The organism is Candidatus Thorarchaeota archaeon (assembly GCA_013388835.1).
Lineage (GTDB): Archaea > Asgardarchaeota > Thorarchaeia > Thorarchaeales > Thorarchaeaceae > JACAEL01.
The window spans coordinates 40,204-59,968 of sequence record JACAEL010000069.1 but is presented as its reverse complement, the minus strand read 5'-3'; the positions used below and the strand labels follow the sequence as shown (position 1 = coordinate 59,968).

Genomic DNA, 19,765 nt, shown 5'->3' with positions numbered 1-19,765 from the left:
CTAGGCAAGCTCTCCAGGATATGACACCATGAAGTCGTCATACATTTCGATGTCCAGAATGAACGAGTTGAACTTGAACACTGGGACTATAGGCACGCCATCTGCTATTTCCACATCTTCAATCAGCCATGTGACAAGCACGGGATATAGATGGTAGGTCCCACCGCTAATCCCAAGTCGCTCGGCTATTCTTGGAAGCATAGTGACGAGTCGTTCTGTTCGGGACGCCTGCCTCTGTGCAGCTGTCCTCAGAGCACCTGTCTTTCCGGACCGTACTCCCCACATCTTGGCATCCACTGACACCACTCTCCTTCCGAGGACGCCCACTACGTCTATCTCCATCCCTTCTGTGTCGGAGTCACCTCTTCTTCTGAAACTCTCTATGCACTTGTAGTTGTTCTCTTCAAGGACTCCCGCGATAAATCTCTCGAAGTCCTTCCAGCTGAGTGTACCGACGACCGTGTCAATCTGTGCGCCGCACGAGACCGCTCTCTTGGCCAATTCAACACGTTGTCGCCTGTCAAGCTGCCAGACCCCATTGACGAGGGGAATGGCAAGCTCTCGAAGGACCTCGACGGTGGCCTCATCGACCTCTGAGATGGTCCCGCTTTCCTTTGTCTTCCGAAGAAGACCGACTATTGTCGCAGCCGTCACATGACTCTCTTGCCTTCCGTTAGTTTATAACACCCGCTGTCAGTGTTTTGCAACACAGAGGCGAACATCGATTGTCCGAGATGGAGGATGCTTGGAAGAGAGTTCTAGGAGCCTTCGACGATTGGATATACTATGAGACGTCGGAGTTTGGTCCGTGGACCTCGTACTTCAACATGGAGAATCTTCACGAGCTGACCGAATCTCAGCGATTGGGATGGATGTACAATATGCGTGATGTCGTCATCCCTGGTCGTGTTGACAAGTGCAGGGAGGCTGGAGTTGCCCTTGAGGACTTCCTCCCGTATATGCCTGATGTAGACACAATTCAAGTGGTCCAGTCAATGCTCGATCTGGCCTTGCGCATACAAGACGGTATTCTGCATATGAGCGACGCCTTCGATATGATGATTGAGGAGTACCAGAAAGGGGGACTGGAGGACATAGGGTCTGCACTGCAAGCAATTGCGGAGTCGGAAGAGGACATCCGTCATTACATGAGTATGTTCAGTCAAGGCTTCGGCAGACTGAAGTCACTCGGGCTGGACCTTCCTGAGGATCTTCAATGACTCACTGACTATGTGTCTGACGGCTTCATAAAGACTTAAGTGTGATGCAGACAAGCCAGTGATTATCTTATGAGTCTGAGAGGTGAAAAGCGCAATGGGTAGCAAGTTGCAGACCCCTACCCATCAGTGTCGGGTCGAAGGCCGAAAAGGTGAGTATCAAATCCACCGTCGAGGTGAATGTGTTCTCCAGCAGCAGGCAATCTGGAGAAACTAGCCCTCACACTGATGAGACTTCTTCTGAGACCCTCTTCAAAGCATATCTGGTGCTGGCCGAGGCGAAACTGAGTCGGACACAGAAGACTGTTCTGAAGCACTCGGCTGCCGTGCTTGGACGAGACAGTCTGACGCTGACATCGCTGGCTGACATTGTGTCTCGCAAGAGCGGAATCCCGTACTCCACAGTGAAGTGGAACCTGAGGTCTCTTGTTGAGCTCGGGCTGATCACTGGTGGCAGTTCAGACAACCGAGGAAGACCGGCCCTACTTACTCCCCCTGCCATGTCATTGGTGAAACATCTCCGTTAGGCAAGATGCCATGAGCGAGGGACTCACTGCGAGTCCCTGCTCCCTTACTGAAGTGTCTGCTGAGAAGCGAGGGTGCTTCCCTCGGCTCTGCGATTCAAGTGCTTTTCAGAACCGCATCATCGCATCTTCGCAGCAAACACTTCCCATGCACTGGATGTGAGGGCCGAGGTGTCCTCTTGACTCCCGGACGCTGCAAGGACCATGTCCACAGTCCGCGACTGGTCCGCGTCGAGTGTGCCAATGTGCCACTGCAGGGCAGTGGCTATGTCCTTGGGCCCATACTCCAGATTCTTGAGCAGGTCGCGGCGGCCGTCTCCAAGCTTATTCTTAGCCGGTGCTGATATCTCCCATGCATCAGGCTTGGGTTCAGACGATATACTGACGAACACCCCGTTCGGGTCCCACACGCGCATTATGCCACTCTCCGGATTGAAAGCCGCACTGTCGTCCTGATAGCTTGCCGGACCGCCAACATCAAAGTCCATGAGGTTGTACAGCAGCATCTCTTTGATGGGCTCCTCGGTGATGTTACGCATCCGATAGCGAATCATCAGGACTGGCTCGTCGTAGCTCAGCAAGTCCACCTGAACCTCAAGTTTCGGTTTCTTGAATGCAGAGGGCTTATGATGAAGAGTCACTCTAAGCTTCTTTCCAATCTGCTCCTTGCGGATTAGCTTGATGCTCTCAACCTCGGTCGATGCCGACTTGAAGTACTCCCCTTCATGCATGTAGGAGAACCAGAACCCGCCTTGATAGTCCGTGGGATTCTTCAGCAGCAATCGCTCGATTCCTAAGGAGTCGATGAGGCTCAGACGCTTGATGTAGAAGCCGATGCGACCACTTCCTCAAGAAGTGCACTCAACTGCATAGCTGAGGTCAATTCTTGGGTGTCGACCACCAGTTTCCAGTATCTCTGTCATTGCCTTTCACTGGTCCTTGCTTGAGCACACCCACGCGACACGATATAAAACTAATCTACTGGTTCGTAGTCACTCCCAACAGTTTAGTCATCCGGTGACTCCTGACCATGTGGTTCGCAAGATTGATATGTGGCTCCAAGAGCGGGTAGTCATCTGGGGTTTGATTCATGTCCTCGCTTACTCTTGACGAGCTAGAGAAATGGTACCGCAAGAGATTGGCCGACAAGTCGAAGGAGTTCACAAGGCGAGCGGAGAGGAGCTACAAGGTTGTCGACCGGGCTTTGAAGGACATCCAGGCGATTGCAAATGAGCTCAAAGAGGATGCGGCTGATGATGATGATCCCGAGTCAGTGGGGACTTCCACACGTTTCGCTCTGAAGCTGGACGAGATAGTGAAGAACTTCGGTCTGGGCGAAGAGATATCTTACAGCAATACAGAGGCGATGCAGAACGAGATTCAACGCTTCATACAGGAGCTGTGGGGTGCTGGAGCTCGCTGGATTCGACGGATGGACAAGAAACACAAGAGCACCATCAAACAGCTGGACATCTACATGAAGGACCTCATGCAGGAGATGTCTCGGTTGCAGAAGCTGCTCTATGAGTTCTCATGGCTCAAGGACCTTGAGAGAATTGGTCAGAGGATAAACGCACTTCGTGAGCTCGGCTATAGCAGAGAAGTCTACGATGAGACAATTCGTCAGATACGCACCAAGCTCGAACAGGCCAAGAAAGAGTATGAGGAGGCCAAGCGAGAGCTTGAGACCTTCAGACAGACATCCAACGTGTCTGGGCTGCTCAACCTTGATGAGGAGGCTGAGCGCGTCCAGAGCGTCCTTCAGATGAAACTGAACACCCTCAAGAAGCCCGTCAAGAAGTTCCTTCAGCATGACACTGGCGTTCGGGTAGGGCCTGCGGGCCAGAAGGCTCTGACGGACTACTTCGAAGACCCCCTGAAGGCGATAACAGCAGATGCTGTAGGCTATCCGGCCCTGGTCGAGGGGCTTATGGCGGTGCGCGAGGCAATTGAGCGTGGCTCACTCCCATTGAAGGATCGGCGTCTTGAGCGACGAGCCGTGGAGGAGATTGATGCCATCAGAAGTGGTGCACTGGCCGAGCTTCAGACAAAGGCCAAATCAATCGATGAGAACCGCCGTGCCTTTGCCGGATCGGAAGTATACCAACAGGCCTCGAGACTTGAGCATCGGTTCGAAGAGGCCTCAAAGGATCTAGAGTACCACACTAACGACATGCTGCGCGTAAGAGACGAGATAACGCGCCAACTCGATAAGATTGTTGAGTTCAGGGCCAGGATAGAGACTGAGATAGAGCAGTCGTTCCAAGAGAAGGTCAAGATTGAGATGGGACTGACTCTGGAACCGCTGCTTGAGAAGTGCACAGTACCAAGCTGAGGGCGAATGCCTTGCGAGTCCTAGTAACCTCCAAGAAGGACCCAGCGAGTCAGAACATCCTTCGCGTACTTGTTTCTGACTACGGCTTCAGTGAAGACGGCGAGTCCTTTGAGGGGAGCCCGGTGTATACACTGGATACGAAAGCCAAGCTCATCACCACTGAACGCGACATGATTGCGTGTGACCACCTGGAAGACCACTTCCGTCCAGAGGTGTTCATCTTCTGCTCTAGACACAGAGCACAGTCGGGAAGGCCCTCCCTCCTTGTGCACAGCACAGGGAACTTTGGTGAAGACACTGCCTTTGGTGGTCAACCAAGGGCATTGTCTGTCAGTGCCCCCAGGCTGGTTTCGGCGGCGTTGAGACGCCTATATGCAGAACGCGAGGAGCGTGGTCTTCATGACTTTGACGTATCGCTTGAGGTGACACATCACGGCCCGACCAACCTCATGACTCCGCTTCTCTTTGTTGAGCTTGGCAGTGACGAGACCTATTGGAACCACCCTGAAGGCGCAGCTGCAGTTGCTGCAGCAGTGATGGACTGTCTGGAACCATCTCTTGGAGGCGACTCCGCCATTGCCTTTGGGGGTACTCACTATGCGAGCAAGTTCAACAGCATTGTCCTGGACGGCGAATGTGACATCGGTCATATGGCCGCCAGGTATGCAATGGATGATATAGCCCCCGATACTATTGGCCAGATGGTGAGGCGGTCTGCCAGCACTGTGAAGACCGCGCTGATTGACTGGAAGGGCACGAACGCATCGCAGCGAGAGAGAGTCTTGCCGGTTCTCGAAGACTTGGGAATCGAGATCATCAGGGCAAAATGATTCCGAATGTCGTCATGACTGTGGCAGTCCAAGGCAGGTATTCATTTACCGAAAGGCTATATGTGCATCACAAAACAATGCGAAACAGCCTCTTGCAGGATTGGAAGCTCAAATGCCAGACGATCAGGTGCACATTGACGGTTTGGAAGAGAAGGTCGAGAAGATTGCAGGTGAGTTACGCTCCGTAAGAGATGAGATGAAGAAGCTCTCATCGATAGCGGAGATGGCTGACCGGTTCAAGGCGATGGAACAGGACCTTCGAGAGGTGCTCGGGCACATGAACCCCATGGCTCAGATTGTCACAAAGATAGAAGCGGGTGTCGAAGAGATAAGGCAGGACGAGGGCATCTCTGCCATATCTGAGAAACTCGACAAGTTGACAAACGTGTTCGAGAAGCTCGACTCAAGAATCGACAAGGCCTCAGCAAGGCAAGAAGTGGGTGAACTGGGAAAGAAGCTTGACGAAGTCGTCGGTTCAGTGACTAGAATCGACAGTGCAGTGAGACAGCTGAGCGAGGCCTCAGAGAATGATGCTCTCTCCAAGAAGATTGACGACCTACAGCAGTACGTTGCTGGTCTGTCGGGGATTGAGGAGCGATTTCATGATCTCACGACGACCTTCGAAGAGACAAAGGAGATTGTGGGAATCATTGTACGTCAGCTCGACGACCTAGAACGCAAGCACAACAAGACGCTTGAAGAGGTATCTCAGGCTCTCGGCTCAGTGACCAAGATGATAGATTCGTCACAGGTCTCCGCGTCCACGGAGAGGGATGCGGGAAAGAAGGCGCCTGCTCGCACCGAATCGACCGAAGTGCCTGAGGAACCCCGCGTGTTCCAAGGTCCTCTGCCATCTACGATTGATGGCCTAATGGACAAGCTGCTCAAGATGGTAAGTCCTCAGACGGAAGCAGTCAAGATGGCCAGAGCTCTTGAGGAGATACGAGACCAGCTTACCAGTCAACTTCAGCGTCCCACTCCTGTCCTACATGACTTCGGACGAATCGCACGAGAACTCAAGTCCTACCCGCCGACCGCGACGCTGAACGATAATGACATAGCGCGGCTCAACAAGGAAATACGCAGCTGGACCTCCAAGCTCAAGGAAGCCGCAAGGTCCTAGAGCTATCAGTGCTTCTGTACACGGTCCTCCCATCGTGCAGCGGACGGTTTACATTGCCATAGGTTTATTTTTACGATGGTCCTCTTGCTGCTTAGACTTCAGGAAGGCACGTTCTCATCTAGGCCTCGACCACTTCTATCATTCCTGAGATGAAGCACCATGCAGTACACGAACCACGACTCTCGGCTCTCAAGCAGAATTCGCCTACTCGACACTGACTCGGACCGGCAGCTGGCCAGAGAGCTGTTCGAACTGCATGAGAAGAAGTGTACCGCGTGTCAGGAAGATCGACTGAGCTGCACAGTGCGTCCTGCCTGCAAGAATCGCAACTTCCTGAACATGCTCATCGAACTAGGTGTTGAACCTCCAGACCTGCCAGCCTTCTGTTACTCGCAGTATCTGGATCAGGTCAAGCGTTACATTCTGGAGCGAAAGGGTCGAGGTATGGACAATCGACGACTACTGATCAAGGACCTTCTCGCAACCTTAGGGATGGGGTCAATAAAGCAGTTCACGACACGGTTTGGCAGCCTCTGGTCCAAATCAGCAAAGGCGACTGAACAGGATCTACTCTTGCTGGCCGGTGATGGTCTCGTGTTTCACTTTGACTTCACCAGAGGAATCGTGTTGATGAACCCGCTTGATTACGAGATTCGGGACTTCGGCGTCTTCAAGCTGTACCTCACACTGTTCGGAAACTACTACAGTCTGCCCGTGTCATGTCGGGACGTGACTCCAAACTGGTGGACGATGAGAATCGACGTACCCAAGATGAGCCCAGCAAGGATAACGAAGGCGTTAGAGCCTGATTTGACCCGGAAGTTTGAGAGTTTTAGGGTGGAAATTGTTGAAGACAGGACACACGTCATTGTTGAGGTTATTGTCAGAAACGGTGAACCCTCAATCATGGTGGGCGGCTTGCTAACACTTTTCAGCACATTGGCCACGGGTGCTCCAGAGGAGCACGGGAGTTGAGAATTGCAGGGTGGGATTGAGAAATGAGTGACGAATCTGCGTTGAGAGGCAAATTGACTGCTCTGAGAGAGGCTCTTGGTCTGTCTGAAGCGGAAGTCAGTGTGCTCCTGCCATTATACATCGGTGGCAACATGACAGCAGGGGCGATTGCCCTCATTCTGGGAGACAATCCAGCTCGTGTCGAGAAGACGCTGGAGGGACTTGTCGAGAAAGGGCTAGCTGTCAAGAGCGAAGGCATCCTTCCTCTCTACAGAGGACTTTCGCTATGTATGAGTGCTGGACCTATCCTCTCATCCGCAAGAGATGAGCTGAAGTCCTTCGCAGAGAAGACCGGACTGGCTGTTGAGTCTCACATCTCGGGACTTGACAGTCTAGTCGACGAGCTGTTGACAGTCCGTCAAGCAAGCACCGGGCGTCTGCGAGAAGGCCTTGAAGCATACGACCTGTCAGTGGCAAAGGCTGTCCACGACCAAATCACCGAGATTGCAGAAGCTGTCAGGACACTGCTCCAGGAGTTCTCGAAACGTGTAGAGTCCGTTCTCGCGGGCGTCGAGGTCACGTTGGACAACAACCTTGGAGAGGGTCTGACGGCTCTTCAAGGAGAACTTGATCAGATTCAGAAGACACTCAGTTCAGAACTCAATGGGGTCTCAGCGGAGTTTGACCAGTGGGTCCAATCGGAGCTGTCTTCGACAACGGAGAGCGCTGACAGATTTAGTGCTGTTGCAGGGAAGGTGGTTCACGAGACCAAAAAGGTTGTAATGAATGCGCTCAGTCAAAGCGCGAAGGCCGTTAGGTCCGCGTTCAGCAGCATCGGCGCCCGGGTGTCTGGAGTCGCAGCTGAGAAAGTCCGGCAGCTGACTCCTGTGATGGACGCGACATCGAGCGATATTCTCCACGAGCTGGAGCGATTGGAAGCTGCGATTGCGAGGATTCATGAGAGCGGAAGGGAAGCCATCAAGAACTCGCTGGTCGCTGTCCGGAATGTCCATGCAGAACAGGCTGCAGAAGTGAGGGCTGGCATTGCAAAGGCGTCCGAATCTGTTCATGCCATGAGCGAGGACATTGATGCATGGAAAGCTGAGGTGGCTGCTCACATAGAGTCGACTGTTACGTCACTCACGAAACAGCTTGAACAGGTCGCGCATACCGACAAGTCATACCATGACTCAGTGGTCGCCACAATCACAGAGCATCTCGAGAGTTCCAACCAACAGATGGACACCGAGTACCAGAGTATCCAAGAACTGGTATCCAAGACCAATGCCGACTTGGAGTCCGCATTGGGAGAGGCCAAGAATTCCATCTTGCAGGTTCTTGAGAGTGAATCACAGATAGAGTCTACCCGTTTCGTCCAAGTAAGAGATACTCTAATCGCCAGTCTTGACAAGCTGGCCAAGTCGACAGCAAAGAGCCTTGCGAAACAGGTGTCAACCACTGCGGCCGATGTCTCATCTCTTCTAGACACTGAGGTCAATGAGTTGACCGGACTGGCGGAAAGCATGAGCAATCGACTGAAGTCCGCCTTTAGCAGCATTGTGTCATCAGGGGCAGCGAAGGGTCAAGCCACCCTGACCACCATCCGGAAGACCGCCCAAGACCTTGACTCGTCGGTGGGGTCCAAGCTCGACGAGATGGTGTCTGCTTATGCCACCTCAACGAAGGCGAGTCTGGAAGAAGTCATCTCCCTCTATGAAGAGCTCAAGTCCAGGATTGACGAGCGACTTGCACAAGGTGTGTCACGTATCGGCTCACACACGGAAAAGGCACAGAAAGCAATCGATGTATCTGTCCAAGAGCAGATTGGGCGGATAGAACGGCAAGCACAGGAGATGCGGGCGGAGTTCCATGGGCATGTCGAAGAGCTGACAAAGCGTTTTGCAGAGATGGTGGCAGAGGTAGAGTCTGCCTTCAATGGCATGATCTCAAGTCAAGCCCTTGAAGCACGGGACACCATAACATCTGCACATGCTGAGCTCACGAACTCTCTACGAAGCGAGGTTTCGGTCCTGAAAGAAGACTCGGTCAAGATTCGTGAGGAGTTCGCGTCGCAGATTGCAGCCAGGGTTGCAGAGGCCTCTCTCGCTCTTGAGTCCATCCGGAAGCAGCTTGAGAGCCTCATTGATGACAATAAGGCAGGAATATCCCAGAGCGTCGAGGATGCCCTTGAGCAAATCGAAGCCTCTCTGAAGACCGTTCATGATGCGCTCAAGGAGATTGAGAGCTCGACTGTGAGTGAGGTTTGTCAGGACTTACTTGGGGCTGCACAGGCATTCAAGAAGACAGTCTCCGAAGCGAATGCAGTAGTTACACAGCGGCTGGATTCAGCCCGTGACTCCCTAGAGTCCGCCTTGGTCAAGAGTATCGATAACGTCCGCGCACTCACGGAGAAGCATATCTCCGACCATATCGATACCGCAACTCGGGTTGTCGCCGAAACAAGCAAGAGTCTTGACGCGCTGTCCAAGAAGACCATGGAGTCCGCCACTGAGCGGCTGGGTGCGTATCACAAGGCGCTGGCGGAGAGACAGACTCAGGGAGTGAAGTCAAGGGCGGCCCTACTGGATACGGCTGCTGCCTCGATAGCCTCGTTCAAGACGGAGGCCTCTCAAGCCATTGACGCCTCATCCGTGTGGTTTGAGACGAAGTTGGATGACTTCTCCACGTCACTGACAAGTCTGGGTGTGAAACTTGCAAATGCAGTGGACGTGGTACAGCGGACGCTTCAGAGGAGCGATGAGACGACCAGCCGAGCATTGACTGAAACAGGAGAGGCCAATGCAGACAAGATCCAAGAGTTGCTGGAAGCAGTTCTGAATCAGGTCGAAGGGGCAGTGACCGCGTCAATCGAAGACTTGAGTCAGAAGAGCGCATCCGTCATCCAGAAGGCCACAAAGTCATTGAACGGTTTTGAGAAGTCCGTCAAGGAGACTGTCGCAGCGGAAGTCGCCTCAGCATCCGCCGATGCAGAAGCCGAGGAGAAGGTTGTCCAAGACTCGCTCTCCGCAGGAATCTCAGACATTACTGCTGAAATCAAGGCAGCCACCGATGCGTACCGCAAATTTGTCGACACGCTTGTCAGACAGGCTGGCACTTCGCGTGACGCTGTCATTGAGAGGACTCAGGGAGCATTAGTAGCTGGCAATGTGCAGTCATACAGAAGACTTGAAGCGGCGGCTATTGTGCTCAAGAAGAAGCTAGGAGATGCTGTCCATGAACTGACCGAGTCCGTTCGAAACGAAGTCAGTTCTATCTCTCAGCGCACAACCCAGATGGTCACCAGAGCCACGACCAGTGCCAGCGAAGCAGGGTCTGTCTTCCTCCAGACACGAAATGACCTACTAGGGACCTTTGAGACCACTTCAGATAAGAGTCTTCGGAAGTGGGGTGGAGAGGTGAAAGTGTCGCAGAATCAGCTTGGAGCGCTCATCAAGTCCGCTGCTCTTCACTCGGCGAATGCCCTTGCTCAGATTCTCCATGCTCTTGAGTCAGTACACTCGGCATCTACAGAGTTGTCGAAGGTGTCTGCCAGTGATACGTGGTACCTGAGCGGCCGCGAGGAGATACTCGCCTATATCCACGACATGGCCCAGCGAGCTGAAGAGTCCATACTGATCTCGGTCCCGGACTTGACGCTCGTAGACATCAAGAAGCTGGCGAAAGTGAAGGAAGCTGGCCGAAGAGTCCTCGTGGTGCCTCTCTCAGAGGAAACGGAAGAGACCCCGGAGCAACTGCCCGGCTGGAGAGTGTGGCGAGAGAAGTCCCCACCATTGCTTTCAGTGCGCGATGACAAGGAGATGGTGCTTGGTAGCGTCAAGGACATAGAGAAGTCGATTGCTCTGGTCACGGTGTCCCCTGGCTATCTCGGACTGTTTCACGACCTGCTGGGGCCAAGTCTCGTCAGAGAGGCGAAGAAGTAAGCGAAGTCGAGTAGATGATGGCATCTTCATCTCCATAGTACTTGGGGCTGCGTCCTGTAGGATGCAGTCCCATCTTCTCATATAGTCGCCGGGCTGGGAGGTTCTTCTCTCGCACTTCAAGACTGAGTCTGGCACAGCCCGCCCGTTGCGCGGAGGCCATGACAAACCGCATCAGGAGTGTTCCAATCCCAAGCCGCCTGTACCTGGGTGCAACTGCTATGTTGCTGACTCTCGCCTCTCTATTCCTCCTGCTGTCCTCCCAGCAGACATAGCCTACCACCTCCTGCCTTAGATGCGCCACGTAGAATCTCAAGATAGTGCCTCCGGGTCCTTGTATCATTCCTCCAAGGTCTGCGAACAGTCGGAAGAGATCACTCTCCCATGGGTCCGGGAAGCACTGTTTCTCCAGCTCCACTACCGCCTCCAAGTCTGTCTCATTGAGAGGCTCCAATGTCACCGAATCAGTCATACCTATTGTCCCTCTTGGATGCGAATGCCACAATACGGGCAGAATACTGCATCTGAGGGCACACTCCTTTCGCAGAAGGCACATCTATGGTGAACTGACCGCTCCTCACGATGCCCCTGTGTGACGGACTCAAGGCCCCATCCGACCATTCTCAATTGAGTCACGAACATGACCATGAAGACCACAGCCACGGCGATGAAGGCAAATGCAAAGACCACTCCGGGGGCACCAAGCGGAAACATGAAGGGGACGACGAAGAAGAATCCCCCTGCAGAACTGCTGTCTGCAAGAATCAGGACCAGCATCAGTCCCAATGCTATGGCGGTCAGACCAAGAACCATGAACATGACGGACACGCGCACTTCAGGACACGACCTAGATCATGCCTCTTTCCTTCATCTGCTTGATTATCTGGGCGTACTTGCCGTCGTCATTTATCATATCATTGACATCAGTCTCTCTTGCATGGGTGCCGGGGACAACCCTCACGGATATCTTGGTGCCAGGGTATACCTTCTCGAGATGATGACGAATGAGGACTCCTATCAGTCCTCCCATCGGGCAATAGGGTACCGTTGGCTTGAACTGCACCGTGATTCTTCCTTCATCGACGCTGATGAACTCCTGTTTCACAATCCCCATCCGAGGGTCGGTCACTGAGACAGGGTGTTCAGGGTCCATGACCGGGGCCAACGCCTGAAAAACCTCAGAAGCACTAGTCATTCTTCATACCTAGTCATTTCGCCCCGAATCAACGCTTAATAACCTAATGGCTATGGCTCACCATGTCCACGCAAGACATATCAGTCTCAACTTGGTCTAGCATGATACAGTCTTACGGCAGATAATGCGAGAGGGTCTGCTAGCATGCCAGGAGAGAAGAAGGTGGTTGAAGACAGCAGTTCCGGGAGTGGGCACTATCTCTTCAAGGTCACTATCGTGGGTCCCGATGACTCCTTGCTGGCTGAAACCCTTAGGATGTGTACGGAGAAGGTCGTTGCGGTTGACGGCATCAAGATAACCTCCACCAAGACCCAGGTTGATGGCTCTGATGTCCGTACCGTTATGATGTCCCCTGGACGCGAGGCTCAGAGTCTCCTGCTTTCGCTCACATTCAAGGGTGCAACAGCTGCAATCATAGTCATGAGGGATGCGGACCCTGAGGTTGAGGCTCATTACCGCAATGAGATTCGAGAGAAGATTGGTGCTGGGTATCCCACAAGAGTCTTCCTCACCGGCCCCAGGGTGACTACTAAGAAAAAACAGGAGTTCCTTCGTCTTCTTGACGAGCTGACTGAGGAAATGCTTCTTCAGAGGAAGGCCAAGACGAGAGAGCGGTAAGACGCACGTAATGCAAAAGCCTTTTCCGGATTCGAGCCCCTTCAGATGTAGGTGCAGTTGGTGACTACAGGCGGCCGCGACGAATCATATTGGATGGGTGTCCGTGATGCACTACGGATGATCGACAGTTTCATCAAGTGGTCTAGGCGGAACCCGGAGAAGGCGAAGACACTTGACGACTTCCTCAATGAGGCACTCATTGCCGTTTCCAAGAAGTGTGAGTCATGTCTGAGTGACCTCCTTGGTGTGAGTTTTGGCTCAAGCGGCGAGCGTCCGGAGGAGTCGGCTGATAGGTCCTCGTCTCTCGCCGATTCTGAGCTCAGTTTCGAACAGGAAACGAGAACTGAGGAGAGCCCAACGGACACAGCACCCACACGGAGTGTGGAAGTGGTACCGGACCCTGCTGAGTCACTCGATTCCTCTTCAGACCTTTCCCCCGGACCACCCGAGACTTCTGAAGAGGTCCCGCTTGCGCGTGTCTCTGAGGAGGTCCCGCTTGCGCGCGCCGACTTCACTCATGAAGACACTGAGCTCGTTGACGAGGAGAGCGGAGACCTGCTTCATGCAGGAGGGGAAGACGTGGTGGATGAGTCGGAATCAGAGTCTGCAGGCTTGCCAACTCCTGATGAACCGGCGGGAACTGGCTTTGGGTTCATACGACGCACCGATGCTGAACACGCGGAGGAGCTTCGATTCGAAGGTCCTCCAAGGGATTTCGTGTCTGAGTTTCACCTCGATGCGCCGGAGCCCTACGAGGCCGACGAGTCTGGCTTTGCGGAACATGAGGAGACTGCTCGGCGCGGGTCCACATCAGATGAGGGTCTCGAGAGCTCCCCTGAGGTGCTCCCGAGCACTGACGAGTTCCATGAAGACACGGATCTGTCGGGGCAGGAGGAACCCTCCTTCTCCGAGTCGAAGCTACCAGAGGCACTGGATGAGCTTGAGCGGGCATTCTCTTCTCATGGTATAACTATCTCTCCCGAACCAGTAGAGGAAGAGCCGCATGTGTCATCAGTGAGCGAAGAGTCTGCCGCGGCGCCGGAGTCGGTTGATGAGCGTTCTGGCGTTCATCCGACCGGATTGTGGTACGATGAGATGGTACGTGGACATGAACCTCGCGAGGATTCCACTGCGCCAGAAGCACTGAGGAGTCCAGATGAAGAAGTGAGTGTGGTGGAAGAACGTCCATCCATGTCGAGTCCGTCCAGAGAGTCGGCGTCTCTTGAAGAGACAAAGGAGGCAGATCACACTGAAGCCGAAGAGTCTGCTGTCGATGAGGATGACTTCACTGACCGATTGCCGTCCAGAGGTACTCCTTATCCCCCACCGCCTCCGCCTCCACCTGATGAGGACGATGAGAGCGAAGAAGAGCGCATACGTCGAGCCCGACGACTCTTCTTTGGAACATGACTAACGACACACATCGCAGTTGTCAGCCGCCTTGACTTCAAAGGTGTCGAAGCTCAAGGTGGCCATGTCAATTGCCATCAGACGTCCCTTGAGCAGTGGTTCCCTACCCATCGCCAGAAGGGTTGCCTCACGGACCTCTATTGCTGAGGCCACCGCAAGCATCGCTGGATCAACGCCGCGGACTGCTGCTGTGTTGTTCGGGTCATCTCTTGCCTCACCCATGATGCAGTTGAGGCAGGGAGTCTTGCCGGGGACAATGGTGGTCAGATTCGCGTAGTACTCGACAGCTCCTGCAAAGACATAGGGTGTGCACATGTTCACGCTCGCTCTGTTGACGGCTCTTCGCGCCTCGAGGGAATCAAGTCCGTCAACAATGATGTCCACACCTTTCAACAGCATCCCTGCATTCTCTGCAGTGATGGTCGCCTCTACGGGTTCAATGGTGACCTCAGGGTTCTGGAGTCTGAGATTCTCTGCTGCAGCGACTGCCTTCGGTCTTCCGATGTCCTCGGTCAAGTAGAGATTCTGGCGTTGTAGATTGCTCAGTTGCACAATGTCGTTGTCAATAATCCGTATCGTGCCGAAGCCAATCGAGGTGAGTAGTCTGAGGGCTGGACTACCAAGACCGCCTGCTCCAACAACTGCGACAGTCGTATTGGCTATGGTTTCCATGTCGGCTTCGCTGAAGTCGTAAAGCCTGAGCATCCGTGAATACCTCTCACGTGCTTCTGGTGATAGCGGTGACATCTCTGCCGGAACGGTACAGTGATTGAACTTAAAGCCTTGGAGCGGGACACTTGCTTATGGACTTCACTGCCGAAGTGTCTATTGCTGTCAGGAGGAACCCACGGGAGACTCTGTTGAAGGCCATCTCCAACCTCTCAGAACCTCTCCGTATTGACCACATGTTCAATCGTGTCATCATAAAGCCCTCCATCTATGACCCGAGTTTGGTTGGCAACACAAATCCCAGTCTCATTCGCGCTCTGGTCGAGATGTTCGCCGGCGAGTCCGTCTTTGTTGTTGAGAGCGACAATCCGCGCCGGACTGCAGAGCAGGCGTTTGCAGGTCTGGGTCTCTTCAGTCTAAAGTCAGATCGAGTGTCATTGGTCAATCTGTCGAGTTCACCAGTCGCCGCAAGCTGCCCGCCGGGCCACATCTTGAACAAGATTCGTATGCCAGAGTTGCTTATGAAACCGCACGGATATCTGGTGAGTGCAGCCACTGTCAAGAGAGAGTCGAACAAAGCCGTGCTTGGAGCTGGACTGAAGAACCTCTTTGGTCTGATTCCGGAGAGGGACAAGTCGGTCTATCATGAACAGCTCAGTGACGTCATTGTCGACCTTCTCATGGCCTTCCGACCTGCGCTGTCTGTGGTGGACCTCACCGATGTGGTCATTGGGGACCGGGAGTCTGGTAGGTCTCAGCACATAGGCGGTGTCGTACTGGGAACCGACCCCGTTGCCGTTGACGCATTCTGTGCAGGGTTACTGGGCATCAAGCCCGTGGACATCCCATACATTCGTAGGGCATATGAGCTCGGTCTGGGAGAAGCTCTGCTCGACCGGGTCCGCGTCCGAGGTACAGACCATCAGAGGACCATGTTGGAGGAGTCCTTTGCAGCAATGAGAGGTTGCAACACAGGTCGGGGGACTGGGCACCACTGGGACTCTGAGTGACTGCCCTCCTAATTGGTCCGAAGTCCGGAGTGATGCATTGCGGCACTCGAAACGGGTCCGGTCGATTGTATCGCAATCAAAAGCGATATAACCCTGCGTTCAGGCCTGAACCTACTCTCGCCAAGAACAACTGGAATTGGCAGGTGCCTCCTTTGGATTGGACTTCGCATCACATGATGAGGATCCCCGCTTCAGAAACCCTCAAGATGTTTGAGCTCGCATCAAGGCTTGAACAGGAAGGAAAACGTGTCTATCACTTTGAGGTAGGTCAGCCCGACTTTCCAACACCAGACAATATCGTCCGGGCTGGCATTGAGGCACTGAATCAGGGATTCACCAAGTATGTCTCAGCTCGAGGAATCACACCTCTGCTTGACGCGATAGCGGGTATGTACCGCAAGAGAGGCATCGAAATCAACGGCCGCAAGAATGTCATTGTCACGGCCGGAGCGAAGATGGCACTCTTCATGGGGTTCCTCTCAACCGTGGATGCTGGCGACGATGTACTTCTTCTGACTCCCGCTTGGCCGAGCTACAAAGTCATGATTGACACAGTGGGCGCCACTGCTATCGAGGTCCCCACAGATGCCTCCTACACCCTTGATGAGGAGAAGCTGAAAGAACGCATCACAAAGAAGACGACCTGCATCGTGGTCAACAGCCCTAACAACCCAACGGGCGGACTGCTCATGAAGGAGGACCTCAAGACAATCTATGACCTTGCAACTGATCATGACTTTGTGATCTTCAGCGATGAGATATACGAAGCCTTGGTCTATGACGGGCACAGGCAGACCTCAATGCTTGAGATTGACCCGGCGATGGAGCGGACTCTGGTAATCAATGGTTTCTCCAAGTCTTACTCCATGACAGGCTGGCGACTGGGCTTTGCTGTCGGAAATCCTACCACTATTGACAACATGATTCGTGTGCAGCAGAACACCACTTCCTGCGCGACATCCTTCGTCCAAGCAGCAGGTGTTGAAGCACTCAAAGGCGATCAGTCCTCCGTTGAGAAGATGCGTGTGGAGTACGAGAAACGAAGGAATCTGATGCGCAGCATGCTGTGTGAAATGGGGCTGACTAACTGCCCTCTGCCTCTTGGTGCCTTCTACGTCTTTCCTGACTTCTCTGTCTTCGGCATACCCAGCGAAACCCTCGCAGAACGCATACTTGAGCACACCGGAGTGGTATGTACTCCGGGAAGGTCCTTTGGAGTGGAGTACGATGGGCATCTGCGCTTCAGCTATGCGACCTCATCCGAAACAATCAAACAAGGCCTTGCCGCTCTCTCCGATTACCTTCACACGCTTGAGCGGAAGCCGATGAAGGAAGTCAAGGCCATTGCAGTCTCATAGTAGCGAGATTCGATTTGAATGCACCAAGTGCGGTGCTTGCTGCAGGAGTGAGTTACTGTTGGTCACCATCACCGGCTCCGACCTGCTGCGCATCAGGGACGCTCTGAGAATTGACACCCCGCAGTTGCTACGTGCCATTGACTTCTACACTCTTGATGCGGACGAGGTGCCTGCCGGTCTGAAACATGTGCCGGCGGTCAGTACTGAGAAGGGACTGGCATACATGGCCCTGAGGAAGCTTGAGAATGGTGACTGCATCTTTCTCAGCGGGAACGAGTGCATGATATATCCCGTGAGACCGAGCGTCTGTCGCGCTTTCCCGTTCTTCTTCAGAGAAGACAACGGGGTTCTCAAGTGGGGCCTGAGCGCGATGAAACACATCTGTGAGGGGCTGGGACAAGGACCAGCCGTACATGCAGAAGAGCTTGCGACCGTTGCCCTGCAGGTCACCAGCGATATGAAGGAGTATCGTGCGTTCGTAGAGATGTGGAATGCGCGGGAGCACAGTCCTTCAGCCAAGTACCTGATAGACGAGCTGTTGTCAAGCGCGAGGCCCATCACTCAGTAAAGCCTTAATGTAGTTGGTTTCTTCGTCGGGTTTGGAGATATCTACCTTGAAACGCGTACTTGTGACAGGTGGCGCTGGATTCGTTGGCAGTCACCTAGTGGACAGGCTCGCCCGGGAGTATGAAGTGGTTGTTCTTGATGACCTGTCGACGGGACTTGAGGAGAATCTGAGTTCGCACATTGAGAGTGACGACATTGTCCTTGTAAGGGGCTCCATTCTGTCAAGGGATGATGTCCAGAAAGCACTTGACGGTGTGTCTGCTGTGTATCACTTTGCTGCTCAACCAGATGTACGGCTGAGTGCCGTTCGTCCGTTCTGGGACTTTGAGATCAATCTTATGGGCAGCATGGTTCTACTGGAAGCAGTCAGAGAGGCTGGCATCCAACGGTTTGTGTTCGCATCGTCCGGCGGTACGGTCTACGGCCGGGCGACAACCCTGCCCACTCCCGAGTCAACCCTGCTCCGTCCCGTCAGCAACTATGGAGCAGCCAAGAGTGCCTTTGAGATGTATCTCTCATCCTACTCCGAGCTGTATGGTCTAGAGGCCGTATCAGTGAGGTTCGGCAACATCATCGGTCCACGCTCGACGCACGGTGTGATATACGACTTCTACAGTAGGCTGAAGAGTGACCCCCGTCGTCTTGAGGTTCTTGGAGATGGTACTCAAGAGAAGAGCTATGTATGCGTCCATGACGCTGTCGATGCTACGGTCCTGCTTGGGCAGAGAGCAAAGGAGGGCTTCTTGCCTGTCAATGTGAGTTCCGGAGAACGTCTCAGGGTGTCCAGGATTGCCGAGCTCGTTGTTGATGAGCTGGGACTTGGGAACACCCGGATTGAGTACACAGGAGGAAGAGCGGGCTGGCAGGGTGATGTTGTCTTGACTGACCTCGATGTGTCACTGTTGAAGTCGTTTGGTTGGAAGCCTCAGGTCAGTCTTGAGGACTGTATCCGTATGTACATACGCTGGTTGAGAAACACTCTTGGTGAGGTCATATGAACAGGTAGTCTACAGCCTGCTCAGTATCTGGAGTATGTTCCCGAAGTTGTGTTCAATGGTCCTGCTCTTGTCTGCATAGGAAGCCAGACGTTGAAGCCGAGGGTCTTTCTGAAGTGCTTCCTTGAAGTGTTCAGAGCGTATCTGTGAGTGAATCCTCTCGTTGATGGAGAGTATCTCGTCTGCAGTCTTGAGGATGAATGAGAGCATCTTGATCATGAGGTTGAAGTCATAAATGTCCCGGAGTTGAAGTGTCTGGCTGTAGAACTGAAACTCGAACCGTGCGAGCTTCTCCCTGTCTCTCAGCAGGTTTGTCATCCAGACCTTCTCTGGGTCTTTGCTTGTCTCCTTTGCAAGGTCCCCCCAGTAGGATTGTTGTTCCAACAGTTGGACCAAGTACCTTCTCAAGAACGCAAAGTGGTCCATGTTATCCTTTATGTCACTCTCTGAGCCTATCGGCTCCATCATCTCGTCTATCTGACTGTGCTTTAGAGCAATCATGAGCGAGAACTTGTCCACGTACCTCTTGACCTCGTCAGTCTTCTCCTTCCTTGTCATGGCGTCTGCGAACTGGTCGCTCAGAGTCAGCAGAAACTTGTACAGGCACTCGCTGCATATCTCTGCGCTCTGAGAGACATCCTTGGTCGTGAGGAACTGGAGCGCGTCCTCTAGGTCATTGCCGAGCACCTCTCGACCATGAATCTTCAACATCCAACCCTGTGAGATGCAATAGACTCTGTTGTCTGGATAGTTGACATAGACTGAGCAGTAACAGATGTTCTCACTATTCGCTCTCTCTTCCTCCATCGCCGCTCGGTCTGCGTGGAGCGAGAACAGCGTTGGGTCAACCTCGATTACATCCATCTCTTGCACAGTGTCATCGTTGACACAGAGCTTCTCGTCGCCAAAGACCTTGTAGCAGGGGCACCCTCTGACAAGACGTATGGATCTTCTTGCACCTATGCCCTCTTCGTCCACAAGCAAGTCATCAGCGTCCCTAGGATGTCTTTTCAACAGATGAG

20 protein-coding genes are annotated in these 19,765 nt (G+C 53.5%); 13 read left to right on the top strand and 7 right to left on the bottom strand.

Annotated elements, in window-relative coordinates:
- The gene (locus tag HXY34_11530; GenBank protein ID NWF96762.1) at positions 1–654 is read right to left on the bottom strand and encodes a hypothetical protein; all 654 of its coding nucleotides are present in this window, start codon (positions 652–654) and stop codon (positions 1–3) included.
- A gap of 71 nt (positions 655–725) precedes the next feature.
- Between HXY34_11530 and HXY34_11525 the strand changes: the two genes are divergently transcribed.
- Together HXY34_11525 and HXY34_11520 are read left to right on the top strand one after the other, a co-directional pair.
- Positions 726–1,220: a hypothetical protein gene (locus tag HXY34_11525; GenBank protein NWF96761.1), complete on the top strand. Its 495-nt coding sequence runs from the start codon at positions 726–728 to the stop codon at positions 1,218–1,220.
- A gap of 149 nt (positions 1,221–1,369) precedes the next feature.
- The gene (locus tag HXY34_11520) at positions 1,370–1,744 is read left to right on the top strand and encodes a hypothetical protein (GenBank protein NWF96760.1); all 375 of its coding nucleotides are present in this window, start codon (positions 1,370–1,372) and stop codon (positions 1,742–1,744) included.
- 116 nt (positions 1,745–1,860) lie between these two features.
- Here the strand turns inward: HXY34_11520 and HXY34_11515 are convergent, their stop codons facing one another.
- A complete protein-coding gene (locus HXY34_11515; protein NWF96759.1) occupies positions 1,861–2,523 on the bottom strand; it encodes a hypothetical protein in 663 nt (220 codons plus the stop codon).
- A gap of 308 nt (positions 2,524–2,831) precedes the next feature.
- Between HXY34_11515 and HXY34_11510 the strand changes: the two genes are divergently transcribed.
- The 5 genes from HXY34_11510 to HXY34_11490 all read left to right on the top strand — a co-directional run bounded on the left by HXY34_11510 (position 2,832) and on the right by HXY34_11490 (position 10,924).
- On the top strand, positions 2,832–4,076 hold the full coding sequence (locus HXY34_11510) for a hypothetical protein (protein ID NWF96758.1): 1,245 nt from the start codon (positions 2,832–2,834) through the stop codon (positions 4,074–4,076).
- An 11-nt stretch (positions 4,077–4,087) separates the two neighbouring features.
- Positions 4,088–4,906 (top strand): hypothetical protein, encoded by an 819-nt coding sequence (locus tag HXY34_11505; protein ID NWF96757.1) that lies wholly within the window; start codon positions 4,088–4,090, stop codon positions 4,904–4,906.
- 112 nt (positions 4,907–5,018) lie between these two features.
- Positions 5,019–6,029, top strand: coding sequence for a hypothetical protein (locus HXY34_11500; protein ID NWF96756.1), 1,011 nt, complete (start codon positions 5,019–5,021; stop codon positions 6,027–6,029).
- A gap of 159 nt (positions 6,030–6,188) precedes the next feature.
- A complete protein-coding gene (locus HXY34_11495; GenBank protein ID NWF96755.1) occupies positions 6,189–7,004 on the top strand; it encodes a hypothetical protein in 816 nt (271 codons plus the stop codon).
- A gap of 23 nt (positions 7,005–7,027) precedes the next feature.
- On the top strand, positions 7,028–10,924 hold the full coding sequence (locus HXY34_11490) for a hypothetical protein (protein NWF96754.1): 3,897 nt from the start codon (positions 7,028–7,030) through the stop codon (positions 10,922–10,924).
- On the opposite strand, the gene HXY34_11485 is transcribed toward HXY34_11490, so the two are convergent.
- Genes HXY34_11485 through HXY34_11475 form a run of 3 tightly spaced genes read right to left on the bottom strand, consistent with a single transcriptional unit; the run spans position 10,905 to position 12,116 of the window.
- Positions 10,905–11,393 carry a GNAT family N-acetyltransferase gene (locus HXY34_11485; GenBank protein NWF96753.1) on the bottom strand — a complete coding sequence of 163 codons (489 nt, stop codon included), beginning with the start codon at positions 11,391–11,393 and terminating at the stop codon, positions 10,905–10,907. The genes HXY34_11490 and HXY34_11485 overlap by 20 nt on opposite strands.
- A 2-nt stretch (positions 11,394–11,395) precedes the next feature.
- Positions 11,396–11,740: a zinc ribbon domain-containing protein gene (locus HXY34_11480; GenBank protein ID NWF96752.1), complete on the bottom strand. Its 345-nt coding sequence runs from the start codon at positions 11,738–11,740 to the stop codon at positions 11,396–11,398.
- 28 nt (positions 11,741–11,768) lie between these two features.
- Positions 11,769–12,116 carry a DUF59 domain-containing protein gene (locus HXY34_11475; protein NWF96751.1) on the bottom strand — a complete coding sequence of 116 codons (348 nt, stop codon included), beginning with the start codon at positions 12,114–12,116 and terminating at the stop codon, positions 11,769–11,771.
- 144 nt (positions 12,117–12,260) lie between these two features.
- Between HXY34_11475 and HXY34_11470 the strand changes: the two genes are divergently transcribed.
- Positions 12,261–12,734, top strand: coding sequence for a hypothetical protein (locus tag HXY34_11470; protein ID NWF96750.1), 474 nt, complete (start codon positions 12,261–12,263; stop codon positions 12,732–12,734).
- 60 nt (positions 12,735–12,794) lie between these two features.
- The gene (locus HXY34_11465) at positions 12,795–14,144 is read left to right on the top strand and encodes a hypothetical protein (protein ID NWF96749.1); all 1,350 of its coding nucleotides are present in this window, start codon (positions 12,795–12,797) and stop codon (positions 14,142–14,144) included.
- Here HXY34_11465 and HXY34_11460 read toward each other — a convergent pair whose 3' ends face one another.
- Positions 14,145–14,849 carry a HesA/MoeB/ThiF family protein gene (locus HXY34_11460; GenBank protein ID NWF96748.1) on the bottom strand — a complete coding sequence of 235 codons (705 nt, stop codon included), beginning with the start codon at positions 14,847–14,849 and terminating at the stop codon, positions 14,145–14,147. It abuts the gene before it with no gap.
- Positions 14,850–14,947: 98 nt separating this feature from the next.
- Between HXY34_11460 and HXY34_11455 the strand changes: the two genes are divergently transcribed.
- The 4 genes from HXY34_11455 to HXY34_11440 all read left to right on the top strand — a co-directional run bounded on the left by HXY34_11455 (position 14,948) and on the right by HXY34_11440 (position 18,746).
- A complete protein-coding gene (locus tag HXY34_11455; protein NWF96747.1) occupies positions 14,948–15,823 on the top strand; it encodes a DUF362 domain-containing protein in 876 nt (291 codons plus the stop codon).
- 173 nt (positions 15,824–15,996) lie between these two features.
- Complete coding sequence (locus HXY34_11450) at positions 15,997–17,181, top strand: pyridoxal phosphate-dependent aminotransferase (GenBank protein ID NWF96746.1); 1,185 nt, start codon at positions 15,997–15,999, stop codon at positions 17,179–17,181.
- Positions 17,168–17,749, top strand: a complete 582-nt coding sequence (locus tag HXY34_11445; GenBank protein ID NWF96745.1) for a YkgJ family cysteine cluster protein — start codon at positions 17,168–17,170, stop codon at positions 17,747–17,749. The genes HXY34_11450 and HXY34_11445 overlap by 14 nt, the downstream gene beginning before the upstream one ends.
- Before the next feature lie 37 nt (positions 17,750–17,786).
- The gene (locus tag HXY34_11440; GenBank protein ID NWF96744.1) at positions 17,787–18,746 is read left to right on the top strand and encodes an NAD-dependent epimerase/dehydratase family protein; all 960 of its coding nucleotides are present in this window, start codon (positions 17,787–17,789) and stop codon (positions 18,744–18,746) included.
- A 9-nt stretch (positions 18,747–18,755) separates the two neighbouring features.
- Here HXY34_11440 and HXY34_11435 read toward each other — a convergent pair whose 3' ends face one another.
- A complete protein-coding gene (locus tag HXY34_11435; protein ID NWF96743.1) occupies positions 18,756–19,757 on the bottom strand; it encodes a hypothetical protein in 1,002 nt (333 codons plus the stop codon).
- Positions 19,758–19,765 lie beyond the last annotated feature (8 nt).